13 protein-coding genes are annotated in these 19,389 nt (G+C 60.6%); 6 read left to right on the top strand and 7 right to left on the bottom strand.

Annotated elements, in window-relative coordinates; all coding sequences use genetic code 11:
- Positions 1-166: 166 nt before the first annotated feature.
- From O9K64_RS09705 to panP, 4 genes are all read left to right on the top strand, one after another.
- A complete protein-coding gene (locus O9K64_RS09705) occupies positions 167-1,501 on the top strand; it encodes an NTP/NDP exchange transporter (RefSeq protein WP_275097858.1) in 1,335 nt (444 codons plus the stop codon).
- A gap of 3 nt (positions 1,502-1,504) precedes the next feature.
- A complete protein-coding gene (locus O9K64_RS09700; RefSeq protein WP_275097857.1) occupies positions 1,505-2,431 on the top strand; it encodes an aldo/keto reductase in 927 nt (308 codons plus the stop codon).
- Between the two features lie 126 nt (positions 2,432-2,557).
- Positions 2,558-3,208 carry a class I SAM-dependent methyltransferase gene (locus O9K64_RS09695; RefSeq protein WP_275097856.1) on the top strand — a complete coding sequence of 217 codons (651 nt, stop codon included), beginning with the start codon at positions 2,558-2,560 and terminating at the stop codon, positions 3,206-3,208.
- A 269-nt stretch (positions 3,209-3,477) separates the two neighbouring features.
- The gene (panP, locus tag O9K64_RS09690; RefSeq protein ID WP_275097855.1) at positions 3,478-5,136 is read left to right on the top strand and encodes a pyridoxal-dependent aspartate 1-decarboxylase PanP; all 1,659 of its coding nucleotides are present in this window, start codon (positions 3,478-3,480) and stop codon (positions 5,134-5,136) included.
- A gap of 257 nt (positions 5,137-5,393) precedes the next feature.
- Here the strand turns inward: panP and glk are convergent, their stop codons facing one another.
- The 6 genes from glk to glgC are packed head-to-tail and all read right to left on the bottom strand — an operon-like array spanning position 5,394 to position 15,081.
- Positions 5,394-6,389, bottom strand: a complete 996-nt coding sequence (gene glk / locus O9K64_RS09685) for a glucokinase (protein ID WP_275097854.1) — start codon at positions 6,387-6,389, stop codon at positions 5,394-5,396.
- A gap of 10 nt (positions 6,390-6,399) precedes the next feature.
- A complete protein-coding gene (pgi, locus tag O9K64_RS09680; RefSeq protein ID WP_275097853.1) occupies positions 6,400-8,061 on the bottom strand; it encodes a glucose-6-phosphate isomerase in 1,662 nt (553 codons plus the stop codon).
- A 50-nt stretch (positions 8,062-8,111) separates the two neighbouring features.
- Positions 8,112-10,610: a glycogen/starch/alpha-glucan phosphorylase gene (locus O9K64_RS09675; protein WP_275097852.1), complete on the bottom strand. Its 2,499-nt coding sequence runs from the start codon at positions 10,608-10,610 to the stop codon at positions 8,112-8,114.
- A 4-nt stretch (positions 10,611-10,614) separates the two neighbouring features.
- Positions 10,615-12,114: a 4-alpha-glucanotransferase gene (malQ, locus tag O9K64_RS09670; RefSeq protein WP_275097851.1), complete on the bottom strand. Its 1,500-nt coding sequence runs from the start codon at positions 12,112-12,114 to the stop codon at positions 10,615-10,617.
- A complete protein-coding gene (locus tag O9K64_RS09665) occupies positions 12,111-13,823 on the bottom strand; it encodes a glycoside hydrolase family 57 protein (protein WP_275097850.1) in 1,713 nt (570 codons plus the stop codon). Before O9K64_RS09665 ends, malQ begins: the two co-directional genes overlap by 4 nt.
- Complete coding sequence (gene glgC / locus O9K64_RS09660; RefSeq protein WP_275097849.1) at positions 13,813-15,081, bottom strand: glucose-1-phosphate adenylyltransferase; 1,269 nt, start codon at positions 15,079-15,081, stop codon at positions 13,813-13,815. The genes O9K64_RS09665 and glgC overlap by 11 nt, the downstream gene beginning before the upstream one ends.
- A gap of 349 nt (positions 15,082-15,430) precedes the next feature.
- Here glgC and glgB point away from each other — a divergent pair, with 349 nt between their 5' ends.
- Positions 15,431-17,695, top strand: coding sequence for a 1,4-alpha-glucan branching protein GlgB (gene glgB, locus O9K64_RS09655; RefSeq protein WP_420493164.1), 2,265 nt, complete (start codon positions 15,431-15,433; stop codon positions 17,693-17,695).
- Positions 17,692-19,152: a glycogen synthase GlgA gene (gene glgA / locus O9K64_RS09650; RefSeq protein WP_275097847.1), complete on the top strand. Its 1,461-nt coding sequence runs from the start codon at positions 17,692-17,694 to the stop codon at positions 19,150-19,152. Before glgB ends, glgA begins: the two co-directional genes overlap by 4 nt.
- Here glgA and O9K64_RS09645 read toward each other — a convergent pair.
- Positions 19,149-19,355: an SAP domain-containing protein gene (locus O9K64_RS09645; protein WP_260294209.1), complete on the bottom strand. Its 207-nt coding sequence runs from the start codon at positions 19,353-19,355 to the stop codon at positions 19,149-19,151. The genes glgA and O9K64_RS09645 overlap by 4 nt on opposite strands.
- Positions 19,356-19,389 lie beyond the last annotated feature (34 nt).

Genomic DNA, 19,389 nt, shown 5'->3' with positions numbered 1-19,389 from the left:
TGACAGTGGTTCTTGGCTTAAGTAAGTGCCATTCGGATCAGGGTTAGAATGCCAACGCGTCGGCGGCAAAGCGCGCCACGCAACAGCCCCAGGCGGTTAAAATATCGGCTGCCGCCAGGTACGGGTTATAGTTGGCTTGATTACACTTCTAAAGGTGCACGAAACATTGGCGATATACCAAAAACAATCACGCATTCACGGTCTGTTGCTGAAGTCGGTACAGGTTGAGCCAGCCGAAGTGACGGCGCTGCTGTGGTCGTTCAGCTACTTCTTCGCGCTGCTGTGCGCTTACTACATCGTTCGGCCGATGCGCGATGAGATGGGCATACTGGGTGGGGTGGAGAACCTGCAGTGGCTGTTCACCGGCACCCTCATTGCCATGAGCGCGGCGGTCCCGCTGTTCGGTTGGGTCAGCTCGCGGTTTCCCCGGCGCCGTTTTCTCCCCTACGTCTACGGCTTTTTCATTCTGGTGATGCTGCTGTTCTATCTGCTGATGGATGAACAGCGGGCCTCGCCCGCCGTGGCGCGCGCCTTTTTTATCTGGGCCAGCGTGTTCAATCTGTTCGTGGTCTCCGTGTTCTGGAGTTTCATGGCGGATATCTACAACAATCGCCAGGCGCGCCGACTGTTCGGTTTCATTGCCGCCGGCGGCACCGTGGGCGCGCTGGCCGGCCCCGCCCTGACCACGCTGCTGGTGCAACCACTGGGTGCCAGGAACCTGCTGCTGGTCTCGGCACTGCTGCTGTCCTGGGCCATCATCTGCATCGCCCGGCTGTCGGCCTGGTCGGAGGCCCATCCGGCGGATGACCGCACGGCTGATGATGGAACCGCCACAGCCGCCGCGGATGACCCGCTGCTGGGCGGTAGCATCTGGGCCGGTATCACCCTGGTTGTTCGCTCCCCTTACCTGCTGGGAATCTGCCTGCTGATGCTGCTGTTCACCACCCTGGCGACCTTTCTCTACCTGATGCAGGCGCAGATCGTGCGTGATGCCTTCGGCGACTCGGCCCAGCGCACCGCCGTGTTTGCCGCCATCGACCTGGCGGTCAATGGACTGACCCTGATGCTGCAGCTGTTCCTCACCAGTCGGCTGATCAAATGGTTCGGCCTGGCCGTGGTACTGTCCCTGGTTCCGCTGCTGCTCGCCGCCGGTTTCGCCCTGCTCGGCCTGGCGCCGGTGCTGCTGGTGCTGCTGCTGGTGCAGATCATCCGGCGCGCCGGCAATTACGCCATCATGCGCCCGGCCCGCGAAATGCTATATGTTGTATTGACCCGGGAGGAGAAGTACAAGGCGAAGAATCTGATCGATACCGTGGTTTATCGAAGCGGCGATGCGCTGAGCGCCTGGGTCTACGCCGGCATGCGCAGTCTGGGCATGAGCCTCACCGGGGTCGCCCTGGTCGCGGTGCCGCTGGCCCTGCTCTGGGCCTGGATCGCCTTTGGCCTGGGCCGGCAGCAGGTAAAGCTGGCCGCCGCCCGGCCAAGCATGGAAGAGGTATAGTGTATGCGCCATCTGTCCCCGATGAATCGACGGCGGTTTATCCAGACCGCGGGTACCCTCGCCGCTAGCCTGATCCTGCCCGCTGGAGCGGCGGCACAGCCAGAGACGCTACGCAAGGCGATCCCCTCCAGTGGCGAGCTGTTGCCGGTGATCGGCATGGGTACCTCCCGTACCTTCGAGGCCGCCGGCGACAGCGCCCTGCTTGCGCAGCTGCAGGCGGTGAGCCAGCACTTCTTCGACATGGGGGGCGGCATGATCGACTCCTCGCCCATGTACGGTTCGGCCGAGCAGGTGATCGGCCGGCTGCTCCCCGGGGTGACCGGGGAGAGGAATCTGTTTGCCGCCACCAAGGTGTGGATCGACGGCCGGGAGAGCGGCATCCGGCAGATGGAGGCGTCCCGGCGGGCGTGGGGCATCCCGCGCTTCGATCTGATGCAGATCCATAACCTGGTGGACTGGGAAACCCACCTGCAGACCCTGCAACAGATGAAGGCGGAGGGGACGATCCGTTATCTCGGCATCACCACCTCGCACGGCCGTTATCACAACGCGTTGCAGGATATCCTGCAACGCCACGCCTTTGACTTTGTGCAGCTGACCTACAGCCTGGGCAACCGCGAGGCGGAGTCACGGCTGCTGCCCATTGCCCGGGAACGGGGGATCGCGGTGATTGCCAATCGGCCATTTCAGCGCGGCAGCCTGTTCCGTCGGGTCAGGGGCCGACCGCTGCCACCCTGGACCGCGGAGTTCGACTGTGCCAGCTGGGGACAGTTCTTTCTCAAGTTTGCCGTCTCTCATCCCACGGTCACCTGTGCCATACCGGCCACCAGCAAGGTGAAGCACATGCAGGACAACATGCTGGCCGGCCGCGGCCGGCTGCCCGACGAGGTGCAGCGCCGACGGATGATCGACTATTTCGAATCGCAGTGACGCGGACACGTCATCAATTCACCGTTAATTTAGCCAAATCGGGGGAATACCTGTACAGTGCAGGCCCCTCATGCGTCGAATAGCCCAGGTTAATCGTGCGTTTTAACCCGAACCTGACGATTATTCATGACTTCGATGCGCGTACGCTACCAGACCATAGAGTTTGGCGATCTGGACATCCATCTGCGCACCCTGCGCGACCGCCAGCAGTTTCACGATAGGGACGGTGCAGCGGAGCAGTTGGGCATCTCTTCCGCCCTGTGGCCGCTGTTTGGCGTGGTCTGGGACTCCAGTGAGGTGCTTGCCCACCACATGCTCGATTACCAGATTGGCGGTAAACGGATTCTTGAAGTGGGTTGTGGGATTGCCCTGGCCAGCCTGGTATTGAACCACCGGCTGGCGGATATCACCGCCACCGACTATCACCCGGAAGCGGAGAAGTTCCTGGCGAAAAATGTGCGATTGAACGCGGGCAACGCGATCCCCTTCGTGCGCACCGCCTGGGAAGACGAGGCGAGCGACCTGGGCGAATTCGATCTGCTCATCGGCAGTGACCTGCTGTATGAGCGCTCCCATGCCGAGTTATTGTCCGGTTTCATCGATCAGCATGCCAAGCCCCATTGCGAGGTGGTGCTGGTCGATCCGGGACGCGGCAATCACGCCCGCTTCAGCAAACACATGGTGAATCGGGGCTACAGCCACAGCCAGGAGCAGCCAGAGAATCCGGACTATCTGGCCCAGCCGTTTCGCGGCCAGATCCTCAGTTACAGCCGCTAGGAATCCATCGGACTACGGATTGTTCATGCCATCTATCGCGGACCTTAACCCACCATGCCTACCGCCCGCGCCAATCCTGATTCAAGGCATGGAGAATACCCAATCATTACAACCGATACCAATTCCTAATTTTTTCAGCCTAAACATAGGGATGGCCGGCATATACCGGACCTGATCAATGATGCGTAGCAGCAAAAAATACTCGACAGGGGGCGAATCAGGCTCTACATTCATCCCCTGGCAATCAGCAGAGTGTTCCAACAGCGATGATGACCCCAGGCAAAGCGAGTGACCATAAACACGCGGTCGCCAATCTCCATAACCTTTACCGGATCTTCACCGTACCGGAATCACCCGACTCCACGCTGGGCAAGATCGACCAGGAGATCTCCCAGAACCTGACCGGCTTTCTGCGTGACCGCATCGTGGCCACGGAACAGGATCTGGCGGTCATCGAGCAGGACTTCTCCTCGCCGCGAATCCCCGAACAGCCCAGCTTCGTCTCCGACTATACCGAGTTCCTGCTGGACACCCTGGTGGCCCAGTCGGTGCATACCGCCGCCCCCGGTTTCGTCGGCCACATGACCTCCGCGCTGCCCAGCTTCATGCTGCCGCTGTCGCGCATCATGACGGCACTGAACCAGAATCTGGTCAAGATCGAGACCTCCAAGGCGTTCACCCCGCTGGAGCGGCAGGTGCTGGGCATGCTGCACGCCCTGATCTACGCCAACGACGACGCCTACTACCAGCGCTGGATGCACGACCGCGACAGCGCCCTGGGGGCCTTCTGCTCCGGCGGCACCCTGGCCAATATCACCGCGCTCTGGGTGGCGCGCAACAAGCTGTTCCCGGCCACCGAGGGTTTCCGCGGGATCGCCCGGGAGGGCTTCTACAAGGCGCTCAAACACTACCAGTGTGAAGGGGTGGCGGTACTGATCTCGCAGCGCGGCCACTACTCCTTCGGCAAGGCGGCGGATCTGCTGGGCATCGGCCGGGACGCCATCATCGCCATCCCCACCGACCGGGACAACCGCATCGATATCGACCTGCTACTGGAGACCTGCGACCGCCTCCGCCAACAGCGCATCCGGATACTCAGCCTGGTGGGCATCGCCGGCACCACCGAAACCGGCAACGTGGACCCGCTGGAGCGGCTGGCGGATATCGCCGGGCAGGAGGGTTGCCATTTCCATGTCGACGCCGCCTGGGGAGGCCCCACCCTGTTCTCGGAGGCGCACAAGTCGCTGCTCAAGGGGATCGAGCGGGCCGACTCGGTAACCATAGACGCCCACAAGCAGCTCTATGTACCGATGGGGGCCGGCATGGTGCTGTTCAAGAATCCTTGCTCGCTCACCAGTATCGAACACCATGCCGAGTACATCCTGCGCAAGGGCTCCAAGGATCTGGGCAGCCATACCCTGGAGGGTTCGCGCCCCGGTACCGCCATGCTGGTGCACTCGGCGCTCAACATCATCGGCCGCAAGGGTTATGGGCTGCTGATCGACAAGGGGATAGATATCGCCCGGACGTTCGCCACCATGATCGAGGACGATATCGATTTTGAACTGGTCACCCGCCCGGAACTGAACCTGCTCACTTACCGCTATGTACCGGCCCGGGTACAGACGGCGCTGCGCAGCGCCCCGGTGGAGCGGCGTACCGAGATCAACCGGCAACTCAATGCCCTGACCAAACAGATGCAGAAAAGCCAACGTGCCGCCGGCAAGAGCTTCGTCTCCCGCACCCGGCTCTCGCCGCTGCAGTACGACCTAGACACCATCACCGTATTCCGGGTGGTGCTGGCCAATCCCCTGACCACCGCGGAGATCCTGCGCGAGATGCTGGCCGAACAGAAACGGATCGCCACGGAGGATGAGCAGGCGGCGGCGATGCTGCACAGCATCGATGAGCTGATCGCCGGTACCTGAGCATCCGCGTGGGCACAAAAAACGTGCCCACTCTACCATCTACGGGCCGATGAACACCGGGTGGACGAATCCGTTCGTAGGGGCAGGCCCCCGTGCCTGCCCTTTCCCATCGACATGCGCCGCGCATGGGGTGCAAGGTCTGCCTGTCTGCTTGATGGGTTACGTCGTTCCTCCTCCACCCATCCTACGTTTTCAGCATCCACGTGGACAACAACTCCCAGGGGTCGGCGGGCCCGCCCCGCCCTATGGGCGGCGTTTCATGCGTGGCCGCCCTGCTGGCGGGCATAGGCAACGGCCCCGTCGAGGCCGGCGGTGCCGGAGTTGACCAGCGCCACCGTCAGCTGCTCCAGATAGTGCTGCATGGGCCCCTTGTTGCACAGGGCCTGGAGAAAGCGCGGGTCCCCCAGCAGCGGCTGCAGTACCGTCACCACGCCACCGGCCAGGTAGATGGCATTGAGCGGAAAGTAGTGCAGCGCCACATCCCCCACCACCGCCCCGAGGATCTCGACAAAGCAGGCCAGGGCCCGGCAACAGAGCGGGTCATCGGCGGCCAGGGCGTGACGGCTGATCAGCGGTGCCGGGTCTTCCAAACCCGCCATCTGCTCCCGCAGCCGGTCGGATTCATGCTCCCCCAGTACGTCGCGGTAGAAACGGTAGAGGGTGAAGATGCCGCGCCCGGAGAGCAGCATCTCGACACTCACGTGGTCATGCTGCTGATGCAGCCAGGCAAGCAGGCGCTCCTGCTCGGCCGTGGCCGGGGCGAATCCGGCGTGCCCCGCTTCGCTGCTGAAGGCCAGGTAGCGATCGTCGCACCAGACCAGGTGCGCGGCCCCGAGACCGGTACCGACCCCCACCACCGCCGCATTCAGCGGGGCACCCGCGGTACCCTGTTGCAGTACCACCAGCGACTCCGCGGGCAGCCCGGGCACGGCATGGGCCACGGCGGCCAGGTCGTTGATCAGGAACACCGAGCGGGCGTTCAGCAGGGCGGCCAACGCGTCGGTGGATATCTCCCACGGCAGGTTGGTGATGGAAGCCCGGCCGTCGAACACCGGACCGGCGACGGCCAGGCAGACGGCGTCGAAGACCTTGGCGAGGCCCTGCTGCGCGAGGAACTCCTCGATCACCGGAATCAGTCCGCTGTAGTGGGCGCAGGCATAGCGCTCGATGCGTCTGATCGGACGCTGCGGATCGTCATCCACATAGATCAGACGCGCGTGGGTGCCACCGATATCACCAGCCAGTATTCTCATTCCATGCTCGTCAGGACGGCGGTTTGTTCACCGGCCGATGCCGCTTGTAGTAGTTGATCAGGCCGTTGGTGGAACAGTCATGACTGGTAACCTCCTGCGCGTCATTCAGTTCCTGGCGAATAGTGGATGCCAGCTGCTTGCCCAGCTCCACCCCCCATTGATCAAAGGAGTTGATATTCCAGATCACCCCCTGGACGAATATCTTGTGCTCATACAGGGCGATGAGCGAGCCCAGGGTTTTCGGGTCGAGGGTCTTGAACAGCAGGGTGCTGGTCGGCCGGTTGCCGGGAAACACCCGATAGGGCAACAGCCGATCTATCTCCGCCTGGTCCAGCCCCTGCTCGCCCATCTCCCGGCGCGCCTCCTCGGCCGTCTTGCCACGCATCAGCGCCTCGGTCTGGGCGAACACGTTGGACATCAGCGCCCGGTGATGGCGCTGGATACAACGGACGGTGTAGATGGGGGCCAGGATATCGGCCGGGACAAGCTTGGTTCCCTGATGCAGCAACTGGAAGAAGGCGTGTTGCGCGGCGATGCCGATCTCACCGAACAGCACCGGGCCGGTGGAGTAGTCCACCGCCTGGCCGGAGCGGTCCACGCACTTACCGTTGCTCTCCATGTCCGCCTGCTGCAGATAGGCGGGAAAACAGTGCAAGTGCTGGTCATAGGGCAGGATCGCCATGCTCTGGGCATTGAAGAAATTATTGTACCAGACCCCGAGCATGGCCATGATGACCGGGATGTTCCGCTCCAGCGGGCTCTCCCGGAAGTGCACATCCACATCGCGCGCGCCTGCCAATAGCTGGTCGAACTGCCGCGAGCCGATGGCGATGACGATCGCCAGGCCGATGGCGGACCAGAGCGAGTAGCGTCCGCCGACCCAGTCCCAGATGCTGAAGATGTTCTCCTCGGCAATGCCGAACTCCCGCGCCAGCACGGCATTGGAGGTGACCGCCGCGAAATGGCGCTGGATCTGCTCGTCCGATCCGACCTTGTGGATATACCACTGCCTGGCCGTCTCGGCATTCACCATGGTGTCCTGGGTGGTGAAGGTCTTGGACGAGATGATGAAGAAGGTGGTCTCCGGGTTAAGAAATTCCAGCGCGTCGTTGATGTGGTTTTCATCCACGTTGGAGACGAAGTGCACATCCAGATCGTGCAGGGTATAGGGCCGCAGCGCCTCGGTGACCATCAGCGGTCCCAGGTGCGAACCACCGATGCCGATATTCACCACGTCGGTGATCGGCTGGTTGGTCACGCCGCGCCAGTCGCGGGTACGGATCGCCTCCGCCAGCCGGTTGACGCGCTGCCGCTCAGTGCGGATCTGGCTGACCACATCGACCCCGTCCAGCACAATCTTATCCTCCGCCCTGGCCCTTAACGCGGTATGCAGGACCGCCCGGTGCTCGGTGTGATTGATGGCATCTCCGCTGAACAGCCGCTCGATCCAGCGCGGCAGTCGCGCCTCCTCCGCCAGCTTCAGCAACAGCCCGAGGGTCTCGGCCGTTATATGATTCTTCGAGTAGTCATAAAGGATGTCGTTGAGCCGCAGCGAGAAGCGGTCGAACCGCTGCCGGTCGCTGTCGAACATATCGCACATGTGTTGCCGGCGGACCTCCGCATAGTGACGCTTGAGTGCCAGCCATACTTCCGTTTCGGTTAGATCTGACATTTGCACCTCTTCCCTCTCAGCCCAGACAAATCCCTCTTGTTGCTGTTTTTTTAACGGGACGGTTGATCCAGGGGTCTGGTCTGCAGTTTCCAGATCCCTTTATTGTATTCACTGATGGTCCTGTCGGTTGAAAAATAGCCGCTGCAGGCGGTATTGGAAATACTCATAGCGACCCAGCGCTCACGCTTCTGATAGGCCCGTGACACCTGCTCCTGGGCATCGATATAACTCCTGAAATCCGCCAGGGTCAGCCAGGGATCCCGCGGGTTCTCCAGGGAACCGATCACCTCGTCAAAGATATTGGACTCGAAGGTGCTGAAGTGACCACAGCGCAGCAGGTGCATCACCCGGCCCAGATCCTCATCCTGCCCGATCAGCCGGGCAGGGTCATAGCTGGCACGTTCCCTGTCGACCTCTTCGGCGTGCAGGCCGAAGAGGAAATAGTTGCCCTCCCCCACCGCCTCCATGATCTCGATATTGGCCCCGTCATAGGTACCGATGGTGATGGCGCCATTCATCATGAACTTCATGTTGCCGGTGCCCGATGCCTCCTTGCCGGCGGTCGAGATCTGTTCGGAGAGATCCGTTCCGGGACAGATCACCTCCATTTTCGAAACACCGTAATTGGGGATGAAGGCCAGCTTGAGCAGGCCATTCACCTGCGGGTCGTTGTTCACCACCTCCGCTACATTGTTGATCAGCTTGATGATGTTCTTGGCCATCCGGTAACCGGGAGCCGCCTTGCCGCCGATGAGGATACAGCGCCGGGTCCAGTGCCCGATATCGCCGCGCTTGATCCGGTCATACAGGTGAATCGCGTGCAGCACGTTCAACAGCTGGCGCTTGTATTCATGGATCCGCTTCACCTGTACGTCAAACAGCGCCTCGGTGTCGAATTCAACCTGGCAGTAGTGCCTCACCATATCCGCCAGGCGCTGCTTGTTGGCCTGCTTTACCTCATGCCAGCGCTGCTTGAAGCCGGCATCTTCCGCATGCTTTGCAATCGCGGCGATCTTGGCGTAGTCATGCACCCAGTCGGGACCGATCTTCTCGGTGATCAGCGCACTCATCCCGGGATTGGCATAGGCCACCCAGCGCCGCGGGGTCACGCCGTTGGTCTTGTTATTGAATTTCTCCGGCCATAGCTCATAGAAATCCCGGAACAGGCCACCGCTCAGCAGGCGGGAATGCAGGGCGGCCACCCCATTCACCGAAAAACTGCCGACAATGGCGAGATAGGCCATGCGCACCTGTTTGGTATCCCCCTCTTCAATAATGGACATCCGCCGCTGACGCTGCGTTTGTCCGGGCCATTTCATGGCGACTAGGCGCAGAAACCGCGCGTTGATCTCAAAGATGATCTGCAACAGACGCGGCAGCAGGCTCTCGAACAGCGCCACCGGCCACTTCTCCAGCGCCTCGGGAAGCAGGGTGTGATTGGTGTAGGCCATGCAGTGGCTGGTGATATCCCACGCCTGACCCCAGTCCAGCCCCTTTTCGTCCATCAGCAGCCGCATCAGTTCGGCGACGGCGATGGTCGGGTGGGTGTCGTTGAGATGAAAGACATTCTGCGCCTTGAAGTCACGGTAATCGCGCCCCGCGGAGAGTTCCCACATCCTCAGTACATCCTGGAGGCTGGCCGAGGCGAGGAAATACTGCTGTTTCAGGCGCAGCTCCTTGCCGTTTTCACTCACGTCATTGGGATACAGCACCATGGTGATATGCTCGGCATTGGTCTTCGCCTCCAGCGCTTCCGCGTAGCTGCCCGCATTGAAATCGTCCAGATTGAAGTCGCTGGTGGCACTGGCCGACCACAGGCGCAGGGTATTGACGGTGTGGTTTTTATGGCCGGAGATCGGTACATCGTACGGAATCGCCAGCACATCGGTGGTATCCACCCAGGCACTGCGCCGCTTTCCCTGACTGTCGGTGACACCCTCCACCCGGCCGCCGAAGCGGATCAGGTTCTTGAACTCGGGGCGTTCAAGTTCCCAGGGATTGCCGTCACGCAACCAATGATCCGGTTCCTCCACCTGGAATCCGTTCTCGATCTCCTGCCTGAACATGCCGTACTGGTAGCGGATTCCATAGCCGATGACCGGTAACTGCAGGCAGGCGCAACTGTCCATGAAGCAGGCGGCCAGGCGCCCCAGTCCGCCGTTGCCCAGCCCGGCGTCCACCTCTTCCGACATAATCTCTTCCAGATTCAGCGCCAACCGGTGCATCGCCTCCGCGGTTTCATGATCAAGCCCGAGATTGAGGATATGGTTGCCCAGCGACCGTCCGATCAGAAACTCGAGCGACAGATAATAGGCCCGCCTCACCCCCGGCTCATCATAACGCCGCCAGGTATTCCGCCAGTCGGTCATGACCCTGTCGCGGATGGTGAGGGCCAACGCCTCATATTGATAGAGTGGCACGCAGCCGATAAAGCGTCCGAGATGCTGGGTCAGATAGCGTTGAAAATCTCTGGCAATGGCGCCGCTGTCGGAGGACAGGCGCGCGGCCTCGAACAGTTCCTCATTGCATCCTGTTGGCACACTGGGCATGTCTTCACCTCTGGTACAGGGCTATGAAACGGGTGAGCTGTTCCGTCAACTCCGGAGTGACCTGCTGCCAGGAGAAGCGCCATCTCCAGTTGCCGCAGCTGGTTCCCGGCATATTCATCCGCGCCCGGGAGTCGAGCAACAGGACATCCTGCATGGGCAGCACGCAGAGGAAGGAGACCGAGGAGAGAGCCATGCGCAGCATGGCCAGCGTCCGTTCCTTCGGCGAGTCGCTCCGACAACCGCTATAGGCTGAAAAAAAATCGCTGTTGTACTGCCCTTCGTCCTGAACCCAGCCGAAAGTCGTGTCATTGTCATGGGTTCCGGTATACACCACGTCGCCCGGACGCTGCCGATGTGGCAGATGGGGATTGGCGCTATTGCCGTCAAAGGCGAACTGCAGCACCTTCATCCCCGGCAGGCCGAAGGTATCCTTCAGCGCATTCACCCGATCGGTGATCACCCCCAGGTCTTCGGCCACCAGCGGCAGAGCGGGAAAGCAGTCATGCAGTTCCCTCAGCAGCGCCTCGCCAGGAACATCTCGCCAATGTCCGTTGATCGCGGTTTCGTCCCGTGCCGGGATCTCCCAGCAGGCATCAAGGCCGCGAAAGTGATCCACCCGGATCAGGTCAAACAGCTGCAACAGGGTGTCCAGGCGATCCTTCCACCAGCCGAAGCCGTCGCGTCGCATCCATTCCCAGTCATACAGGGGATTGCCCCACTTCTGTCCAGTGGGGGAGAAGGCATCGGGCGGCACGCCGGAGACAAAGGCCATGCCGCCGTCCTCATCCACCCGGAAATTTTCCCGTTCCGCCCAGACATCCGCGCTGTCATGGGAGACGAATATCGGCATGTCGCCAAATATTCTGACATCGTGGCGCGCCGCGTAGTCGCGAATTTCATGCCACTGGGTAAAAAAAATGAACTGTTCGAATACCGCCTGATCGATCGCTTCCGCCAGTTCGCCGGCGGCCTGTGCCAGCGCCTCCGGGTTACGCCGACGCAACGTCGGCGGCCATTGATACCAGGGCTTCCCTCCCTGGCTGTTTTTGAGCACGACAAACAGCGCAAAGTCATCCAGCCAGGATTGATTTCGCCGCCGGAACTCGCTCAGCCGATCCGTCCAGCCGCCCCCCGAAGCGCGGACAAAGCGGGCATGCGCCTGTATCAGGCAGTGTGAACGGTACTGTTCATCCGTTGGCGGCAGGCGAATGTCACCGAGGTCGAGCCAGCCGCGATCAACCAGCCAGTCGAGGCTGATCAGATCCGGGTTTCCGGCATGCGCCGAAAAACACTGGTAGGGTGACTTATCCTCATGCGTCGGACAAAGTGGCAACATCTGCCATACCTTGATGCCACAGGCGTGCAGAAATTCGATGAAGCGATACGCCTCATGGCCAATATCACCGCCGGCGAGCGGCCCCGGCAGGGAAGTCGGATGTAGCAGGATGCCCGCGCAACGTGACTTATCCATCGCCGCCTGCTCGCTGGAGGATGATCCGGTCATTCCTGTCTACCCGGCCGCATCGCACCTCCCATGGCGGGTGACCCGGTACCCACAGAGAAGAACCGGGTCAGGTAGTCCGGTGATTCCACTTCAAGCAACTGGTAAAGGTTGCTCAGGTGCAGCCGGAAGAGTTCGTCAAACATCGCCACGGCTTCCGCCGAGTTGTATTCACCCAGCCACCAGAACCAGTCGGAGCTTTCACAGGTGGCCAATTGCAGGGTGGCGTCACGGTAACGTTCGTCATCCAGCGTGCCGGCACTGACCACCTTGTCATAGGTCTTTTTGGCTTCCACGAGCATGTCCCAGGCGCGATTCTTGCTCTTCTCGCCGATCCAGGTGGAGAAGTTACCATAGACCCAACTGCCTGCCACGACCCGCTCCAGCCTCGCCTTGCTGGTCTGCTCCCGCTTTAGGTATTCGCTGTAGGTGGTCAGCCTGAGCCCTTTGTGACTGCCCAGTTTTTCATACAGCGCGGATAGAAAATAATAGCCATTTTCCGGATAGTGCTCCCAGGCATTCTCCCCATCCATAATGATGGAAACCACCGGCGCACTCCGGTCGGCACAGTGCCGGGCGATGGTTTCAAGATGATGCACCAGGTTGGCCACGGCATCGTCCGCATGCCAGTCGGAATACTTGAATCCGATAAGATCGGAAAGGCCGTCATCGCGGAAAAAACAGGCAATCCGACTGTCCCGGTAATAATAGACATCCTGGATGCAGGGCGGCTGCTCCAGCCGTGACTTGTCCAGGGAGCTTCTCAGGACCGTCTCCCCGCTGGCCAGCCAGTTCAGCCCGAGATCATCTACCAGCTCGATAGATTCGCCACTGATGCCTCCCTCGGAGGGCCAGCAACCGGCCGGTGCAAAACCAAAATGCTTTTTGAACACCGTCAGCCCCTGCTCCATGTGCCAGCGACACCGTTCCGCTCCACCCGGATAAACAGGTGACAACGGGAGTTGGATATCCGGCTGGGCCTCCTCGGCACACTTCAGATCCATCAGCAGGGGCATCATCGGGTGGGCATAGGGGGTCAACGACAACTCGATACGTCCGCTCTCGGCCAGACGCCGGTAGCGGGCGATCACACCGCTGATCAGTTCATGGATCAGTTCAATCAACAGGTGTCGGTCGTGTATGGTGTAATTGCAGGCGCGGTTCATCAGCGGTTTCACCCGGCTGTCGTTCCTGCGCACGGACTCCCCCAGCCAGGCCAGGTGATACCAGACCAGGAGATCGATGAAATATTGTTCCGAATAATAGGCGAGTTTTTCCGGGGCCTTTACCGCGATCAGTGCCATATCCGCCAGGGTCTTGAATTGCGGGTAACGCTCGATCAAGCGCTGCCGGTTGGCGCGCAGGCAGGAGTTGATCAATTTCAGTCGTCGATGGGTATCAAGGTAAAGGACCGGGTCGATCAGCGCCGCCAGCAGGGGGTCGCGGAGCGACTTTCCGTGATGCAGATAATTCTCCAACTGGCTGGCATAGTCTTCGATCTGTTCCAGCAATATGGGGGCGAAATTGACCACCGCGCGGGCCGACCGGTTATTTTCCAGATGCGCCACCATGTCGACATAATCCTTGATGGTGTGCAGATAGGTCCACGGCTGCTGATACTCGCCGTTTCTCAGATCGCGGTAATCCGGCTGATGCATATGCCAGTAGAGGATCACGTTCAGTTGCGTATGCTTTGAATCTTTAGCGGACATGGTGAAGCGACTGACCCAGCATTTCCGGTATCACCAGGACCACCCCGTTCGGTGACACATAATATTTTACCTGATCCTCCTCGGGATCCTCCCCGATAACCGTCCCGTCAGGGATCTCGCACCCCCGGTCGATGACCGCCCGGCGAATACGGCAGTGCTTGCCGATGGTGACATCCGGCAGCACCACGGAGGACTCCACCTCCGAGTAATCGTTGACACTGACATTAGAGAACAGCAGCGAACGCCTGACCGTGGCCCCCGAGAGAATACACCCCCCGGAGATCATCGAATCTATGGCCGTGCCACGACGCTTATCCTCATCAAAAATGAACTTGGCCGGCGGCAGCTGCTCCTGGAGGGTCCAGATCGGCCAGTCTTCATCATACAGATTCAGTTCCGGGGTGACGTCGGTCAGCTCCAGGTTGGATTCCCAGAACGCATCCACCGTCCCCACGTCACGCCAGTAGGCCTGGACACGGTTGTCCGAGTCGGTGAACGGATAGGCGCAGACGCGGTAGCGGCCGATGATGCTGGGCAGGATATCCTTGCCGAAATCGTGGCTGGAGTGGGGATCATCCGCGTCACGGATCAGTTGCTCATACAAAAAGCCGGTGTTGAAGATATAGATACCCATCGAGCACAGGGCATAACCCTCCCTGCCGGGCATGGACTCGGGAAATTCCGGTTTCTCGAGGAATTTATTGACGCACATCTCCTCATCCACGGCCATGACCCCGAAGGCCGACGCCTTATCCACCGGCACCTCGATACAGCCCACGGTGACATCGGCGTTAAAATCCACGTGCCTGGCCAGCATGGTGCCGTAATCCATTTTATAGACATGATCACCGGCGAGAATCAGCACATGATCGGGGGAGTGGGTGCGAATGATATCCAGGTTCTGATAGACCGAGTCCGCGGTACCCGAGTACCAGGCCTCCTCAATTCGCTGTTGCGCGGGCAGCAATTCGACAAACTCACGCAACTCGCCGCGAAAATGCCCCCATCCTCGCTGAATGTGCAGGTTCAACGAGTGGGATTTATACTGTGTCAACACACCGATGCGGCGAATGCCCGAGTTGACGCAATTGGACAATGAAAAATCAATTATCCGGAACTTGCCGGCAAACGGCACCGCCGGCTTGGCGCGCCATTTCGTGAGATGCTTCAGGCGTACCCCCCGCCCGCCGGCCAATATCAGGGCCAGGGTATTGCGGGTCAGGTAACTGATAAAGCGGGGTGAATTTTTATACCTCATCGACTTTCTTTCCCTGTTCCAGTCAGCGTATGTTTATCTGAAAATAGACCATCAGTGGCGTGGTTGACCCTCCGACCTTGTGGATTACCCGGATTGAATTGATAACCGGCCATGGTGTATTTCAGCCTGCGGATCCCCGAGGAAACGCCTGCGGTTCCCTTGCTGTTCCAGCGCTCGACCTTCGCCCACGTCACACCTTCTAAAGCGTAGTTATAAAATGTAAATTATCCAGTCAAAATTGCCCTGCCATGATGTTCCGCCGACAAACTGCCGGTTTATGCAGTAGAATTGTTTTGCATAGATAATATTTATAGTTATGGAATTACTCCCGTTACAGGAAGGCAACATGATGACGCCTTACGCCGACGAACCGGCCACCAATAAACTGGACAGTCGGGCACAGAGCTATCTCGCCACGGTCAGGCAGGATCTTGAGCGGATTGCCAAGGCGGCGCATTACAACCCCTGCGCCATACTGGGCACACGGAAACATCCTCCGGACAGCCCGCTGCTGCTCTATTCGCCCGATACGCTGGAACTCTCCCTGGAGGTCTCCCCGGAATCCTCCCCGGAATCTTCACAGGAGCAGCCGGGGCACGCCCTGCCGCGGGTCGGCGATAGCGACTTTTTTATTTATACCGGGGATCTTCAGGCACTCCCCCGGCACTACAGGGTGCGGCGCCTGGACACCCAGCAGCGTATCAGCCGCTTTCACGACCCTTACAGCTTTCCCCCGCAGATTTCCGATTACGACCTGCACCTGTTCTCCGAAGGGAGGCACTTCCATATCTACAATATCCTCGGTGCCCATTTCAGGTGCATTGATGGCATAGACGGCATCCACTTCGCCACCTGGGCACCCAACGCCGAGCGGGTCAGCGTGATCGGTGACTTCAATCACTGGGACGGCCGCCGCCATCCCATGTGCTCCCGTGGCCCCAGCGGGGTCTGGGAACTGTTCATACCCGGCCTGCCCCAGGGCACGCTTTATAAGTACGAAATCCGTAACCGCGATTCCGGGGCCATCCTGACCAAAACCGATCCCTATTCACAACAGATGGAACTGCGCCCGCGCACCGCCTCGGTGGCCACGCAACCGCCCCCCCACCAGTGGCAGGACGACGCCTGGATGGCGGCCAGGGCCGATCGGGAGTGGCTGCATGAACCGCTGTCGATCTATGAGTGTCACCTCGGCTCCTGGCAGCGCGACGCGGAGGGGCGCTTCCTCAACTACCGGGAACTGGCGCACCGGCTGGTGGCCTATCTCAGGGAGACCGGCTTCTCCCACCTCCAGCTGATGCCGATCACCGAACATCCGCTGGATGCCTCCTGGGGCTACCAGACCACCGGTTATTACGCGCCGACCAGCAGGTTCGGCGAGGCCAACGAGTTCCGCTACTTTGTCGACTACTGCCATAGCCATGGGATCGGCGTGCTGCTGGACTGGGTGCCGGCGCACTTCCCCAAGGATGAGCACGGCCTGGCCCGCTTCGACGGCTCCGCGCTGTATGAACACGAGGACCCGCGCCGCGGCGAACACCGCGACTGGGGCACCCTGATCTACAACTACGGCCGCAACGAGGTGAAAAACTTCCTCCTCGCCAGCGCGCTCTACTGGCTCGAGGAGTTCCATATCGACGGCCTGCGTGTGGACGCCGTCGCCTCCATGCTCTATCTCGACTATTCACGCCAGGAGGGTGACTGGCTACCAAACACCCATGGGGGTAACGAGAACCTGGAGGCGATCGCCTTTCTCCGCGAACTGAACAGTGTCGTTCACGAGCGCTTTCCGGGCGCGCTGATGATCGCCGAGGAGTCCACCGCCTGGCCGCAGGTGACCCGGCCGGTCCACCTCGGGGGGCTGGGGTTCGGCATGAAATGGAACATGGGCTGGATGCACGACACCCTGAACTATATGCAGCAGGACCCGATTTACCGCCGCTACAGCCATGACCAGCTCACCTTTGGGCTACTCTACATTTTCACCGAGAACTTCATCCTGCCGTTTTCACACGACGAGGTGGTGCACGGCAAAAGCTCGCTGCTGAACAAGATGCCGGGGGACGAATGGCAGCGCTTCGCCAACCTGCGCCTGCTCTATACCTACATGTTCTCCTATCCGGGGAAGAAGCTGCTGTTCATGGGGTGTGAGTTCGCCCAGGGAGACGAGTGGGACCACGACAGGACGCTGGACTGGTACGTGCTGCAATACCCCCTGCACCAGGGGGCCCGACAACTGGTCAGCGACCTGAACCGGCTCTACCGGAGCCTGCCGGCACTGCACCGCTACGACTTCGATCATGAGGGATTCGAGTGGATCGACTGCCACGACTCGGATCAGTCGGTGCTCTCCTATCTGCGCAGGGCCGGTGATGAGCATGTGCTGGTGGTGCTCAATTTCACCCCGGTGATCCGCACCGGATACCGCATCGGCACCCCGCTCGCCAGCGCCTACCGGGTGCTGTTCAACTCCGACTCGCTCCATTATGCCGGCAGCAACGCCGGCAGCGGCGAAGTGGTGATGGCCGAAGAGACGCCCTGGATGGGCCGGCCGGCGTCGTTATGCCTGGACCTGCCACCTCTGGCCGGCCTGATGCTCGTCACAACAACATGAACAAAATCCTGTACCTGACCAGCGAGCTGTTTCCGTTGATCAAGACCGGCGGCCTCGCCGACGTCGCCGGGAGCCTGCCGCCGGCCCTTACCCGACTGGGCCAGGAGATGCGGGTCCTGCTGCCCGCTTACCCGGAGGTGATGCGCAAGGTCAAGCAGCCGAGTCTGCTGGCCAGCACCCGGTACTATAACCAGGAGGTCAAACTGCTCGAAACCCGGTTACCGGAGAACGGTCTCTCCCTCTGGCTGGTGCACTGTCCGGCGGCGTTCGACCGCCCCGGCGGCCCCTACATCAACGGCAACGGCGAGCCCTGGCATGACAATGCCCTGCGCTTCGCCATCTTCTGCCTGGTGGCCGTGGATATCGCCCTGAGCCGACTCAACCTGAACTGGCAGCCCGACATCGTGCATGGCAACGACTGGCAGTCCGGACTGGCCCCGGCGCTATTGCAGCTGCACTCCCGCCGGCCGGCCACCCTGTTCACCATACACAATCTGGCGTACCAGGGGCTGTTTGATCATCAGACCTTCCTCGACCTGGACCTGCCGGCGGGTCTCTGGCACCTCGACGGACTGGAATTCTACGGCCAGCTCTCGTTCATCAAGGGCGGGCTGGCCTTCGCCGACCGCGTCAACACCGTCAGCCCGACCTACGCCCGCGAGATCCTGCAGGTGAAATTCGGCTGTGGCCTGGAAGGTCTGCTGCAGCATCGCCGCCACCGGCTGTCCGGCATCCTGAATGGCATCGACAGCCGGGTCTGGGACCCGAAGCACGACAAGTATCTCAAGGCGCCCTACGGCACGGAGAATCTGGAACAAAAAAGCATCAACAAGACCCTGTTGCAGCAGCAACTGGGCCTGCCGGTCGACTCCGACATTCCGCTGATCGGCATGATCAGCCGGCTGGTGGAACAAAAGGGCCTGGAGATCATTCTGCAGGGCATGGCCGATCTGCTGGCGTTGCCGGTGCAACTGGTCATTGTCGGTACCGGCGACACCCATTACGAACTCCAGCTCAGCCACTGGGCAAACCGCCACCCCGACCAGATCAAGGTCATCATCGGCTATAACGAACCGCTGTCCCACCGCCTGGAGGCCGCCGGCGACCTGTTCCTGATGCCCTCATCATTCGAGCCCTGTGGGCTGAACCAGATCTACAGCCTGCGTTACGGCACCCTGCCGCTGGTAAGCAATGTCGGCGGTCTGGCGGATACCGTGGTCGATGCCGATGCGGAAAACATTAAAATCGGCACCGCCAACGGTTTTGTCCTCCCCAACCAGACTGCCGACGACCTCCTGGCCACCCTGCGCCGGGCACTTGGGCTGTGGCAGACCGATACCTGGCGTCAGCTACAGCTCACCGCCATGGGTAACGACTACTCCTGGCGCAGCAGTGCCAAGCACTACCTGGACCTGTACCACCTGGCGCTGGGCGACCGGCGCGGGGCGATGGGCTAGCTGTGCAGCTTTTTTGCGGCAGAGAAGCAGTCCTCACGCCAGCGGCACATCGACTGATCGCACTCCCCCGTCACCGCCGAGGCGAAACAGTCGAAGTTGCCCTCCCGCCGCTGTATGGAATGGATGATTTTCATTTTACTGATGCCCCCGGTCTTTAGCCCCAGATCCTTTGCCACCCGGCGCACTTCCTGCATATTCACCATATTCTCCTCCTTAGTTACGCTCCCTCTCCTTATC

This window comes from Sedimenticola hydrogenitrophicus (assembly GCF_029017505.1).
Classification (GTDB): Bacteria; Pseudomonadota; Gammaproteobacteria; order Chromatiales; family Chromatiaceae; genus Sedimenticola; species Sedimenticola hydrogenitrophicus_A.
This window is presented reverse-complemented; position numbering and strand designations above follow the sequence as displayed.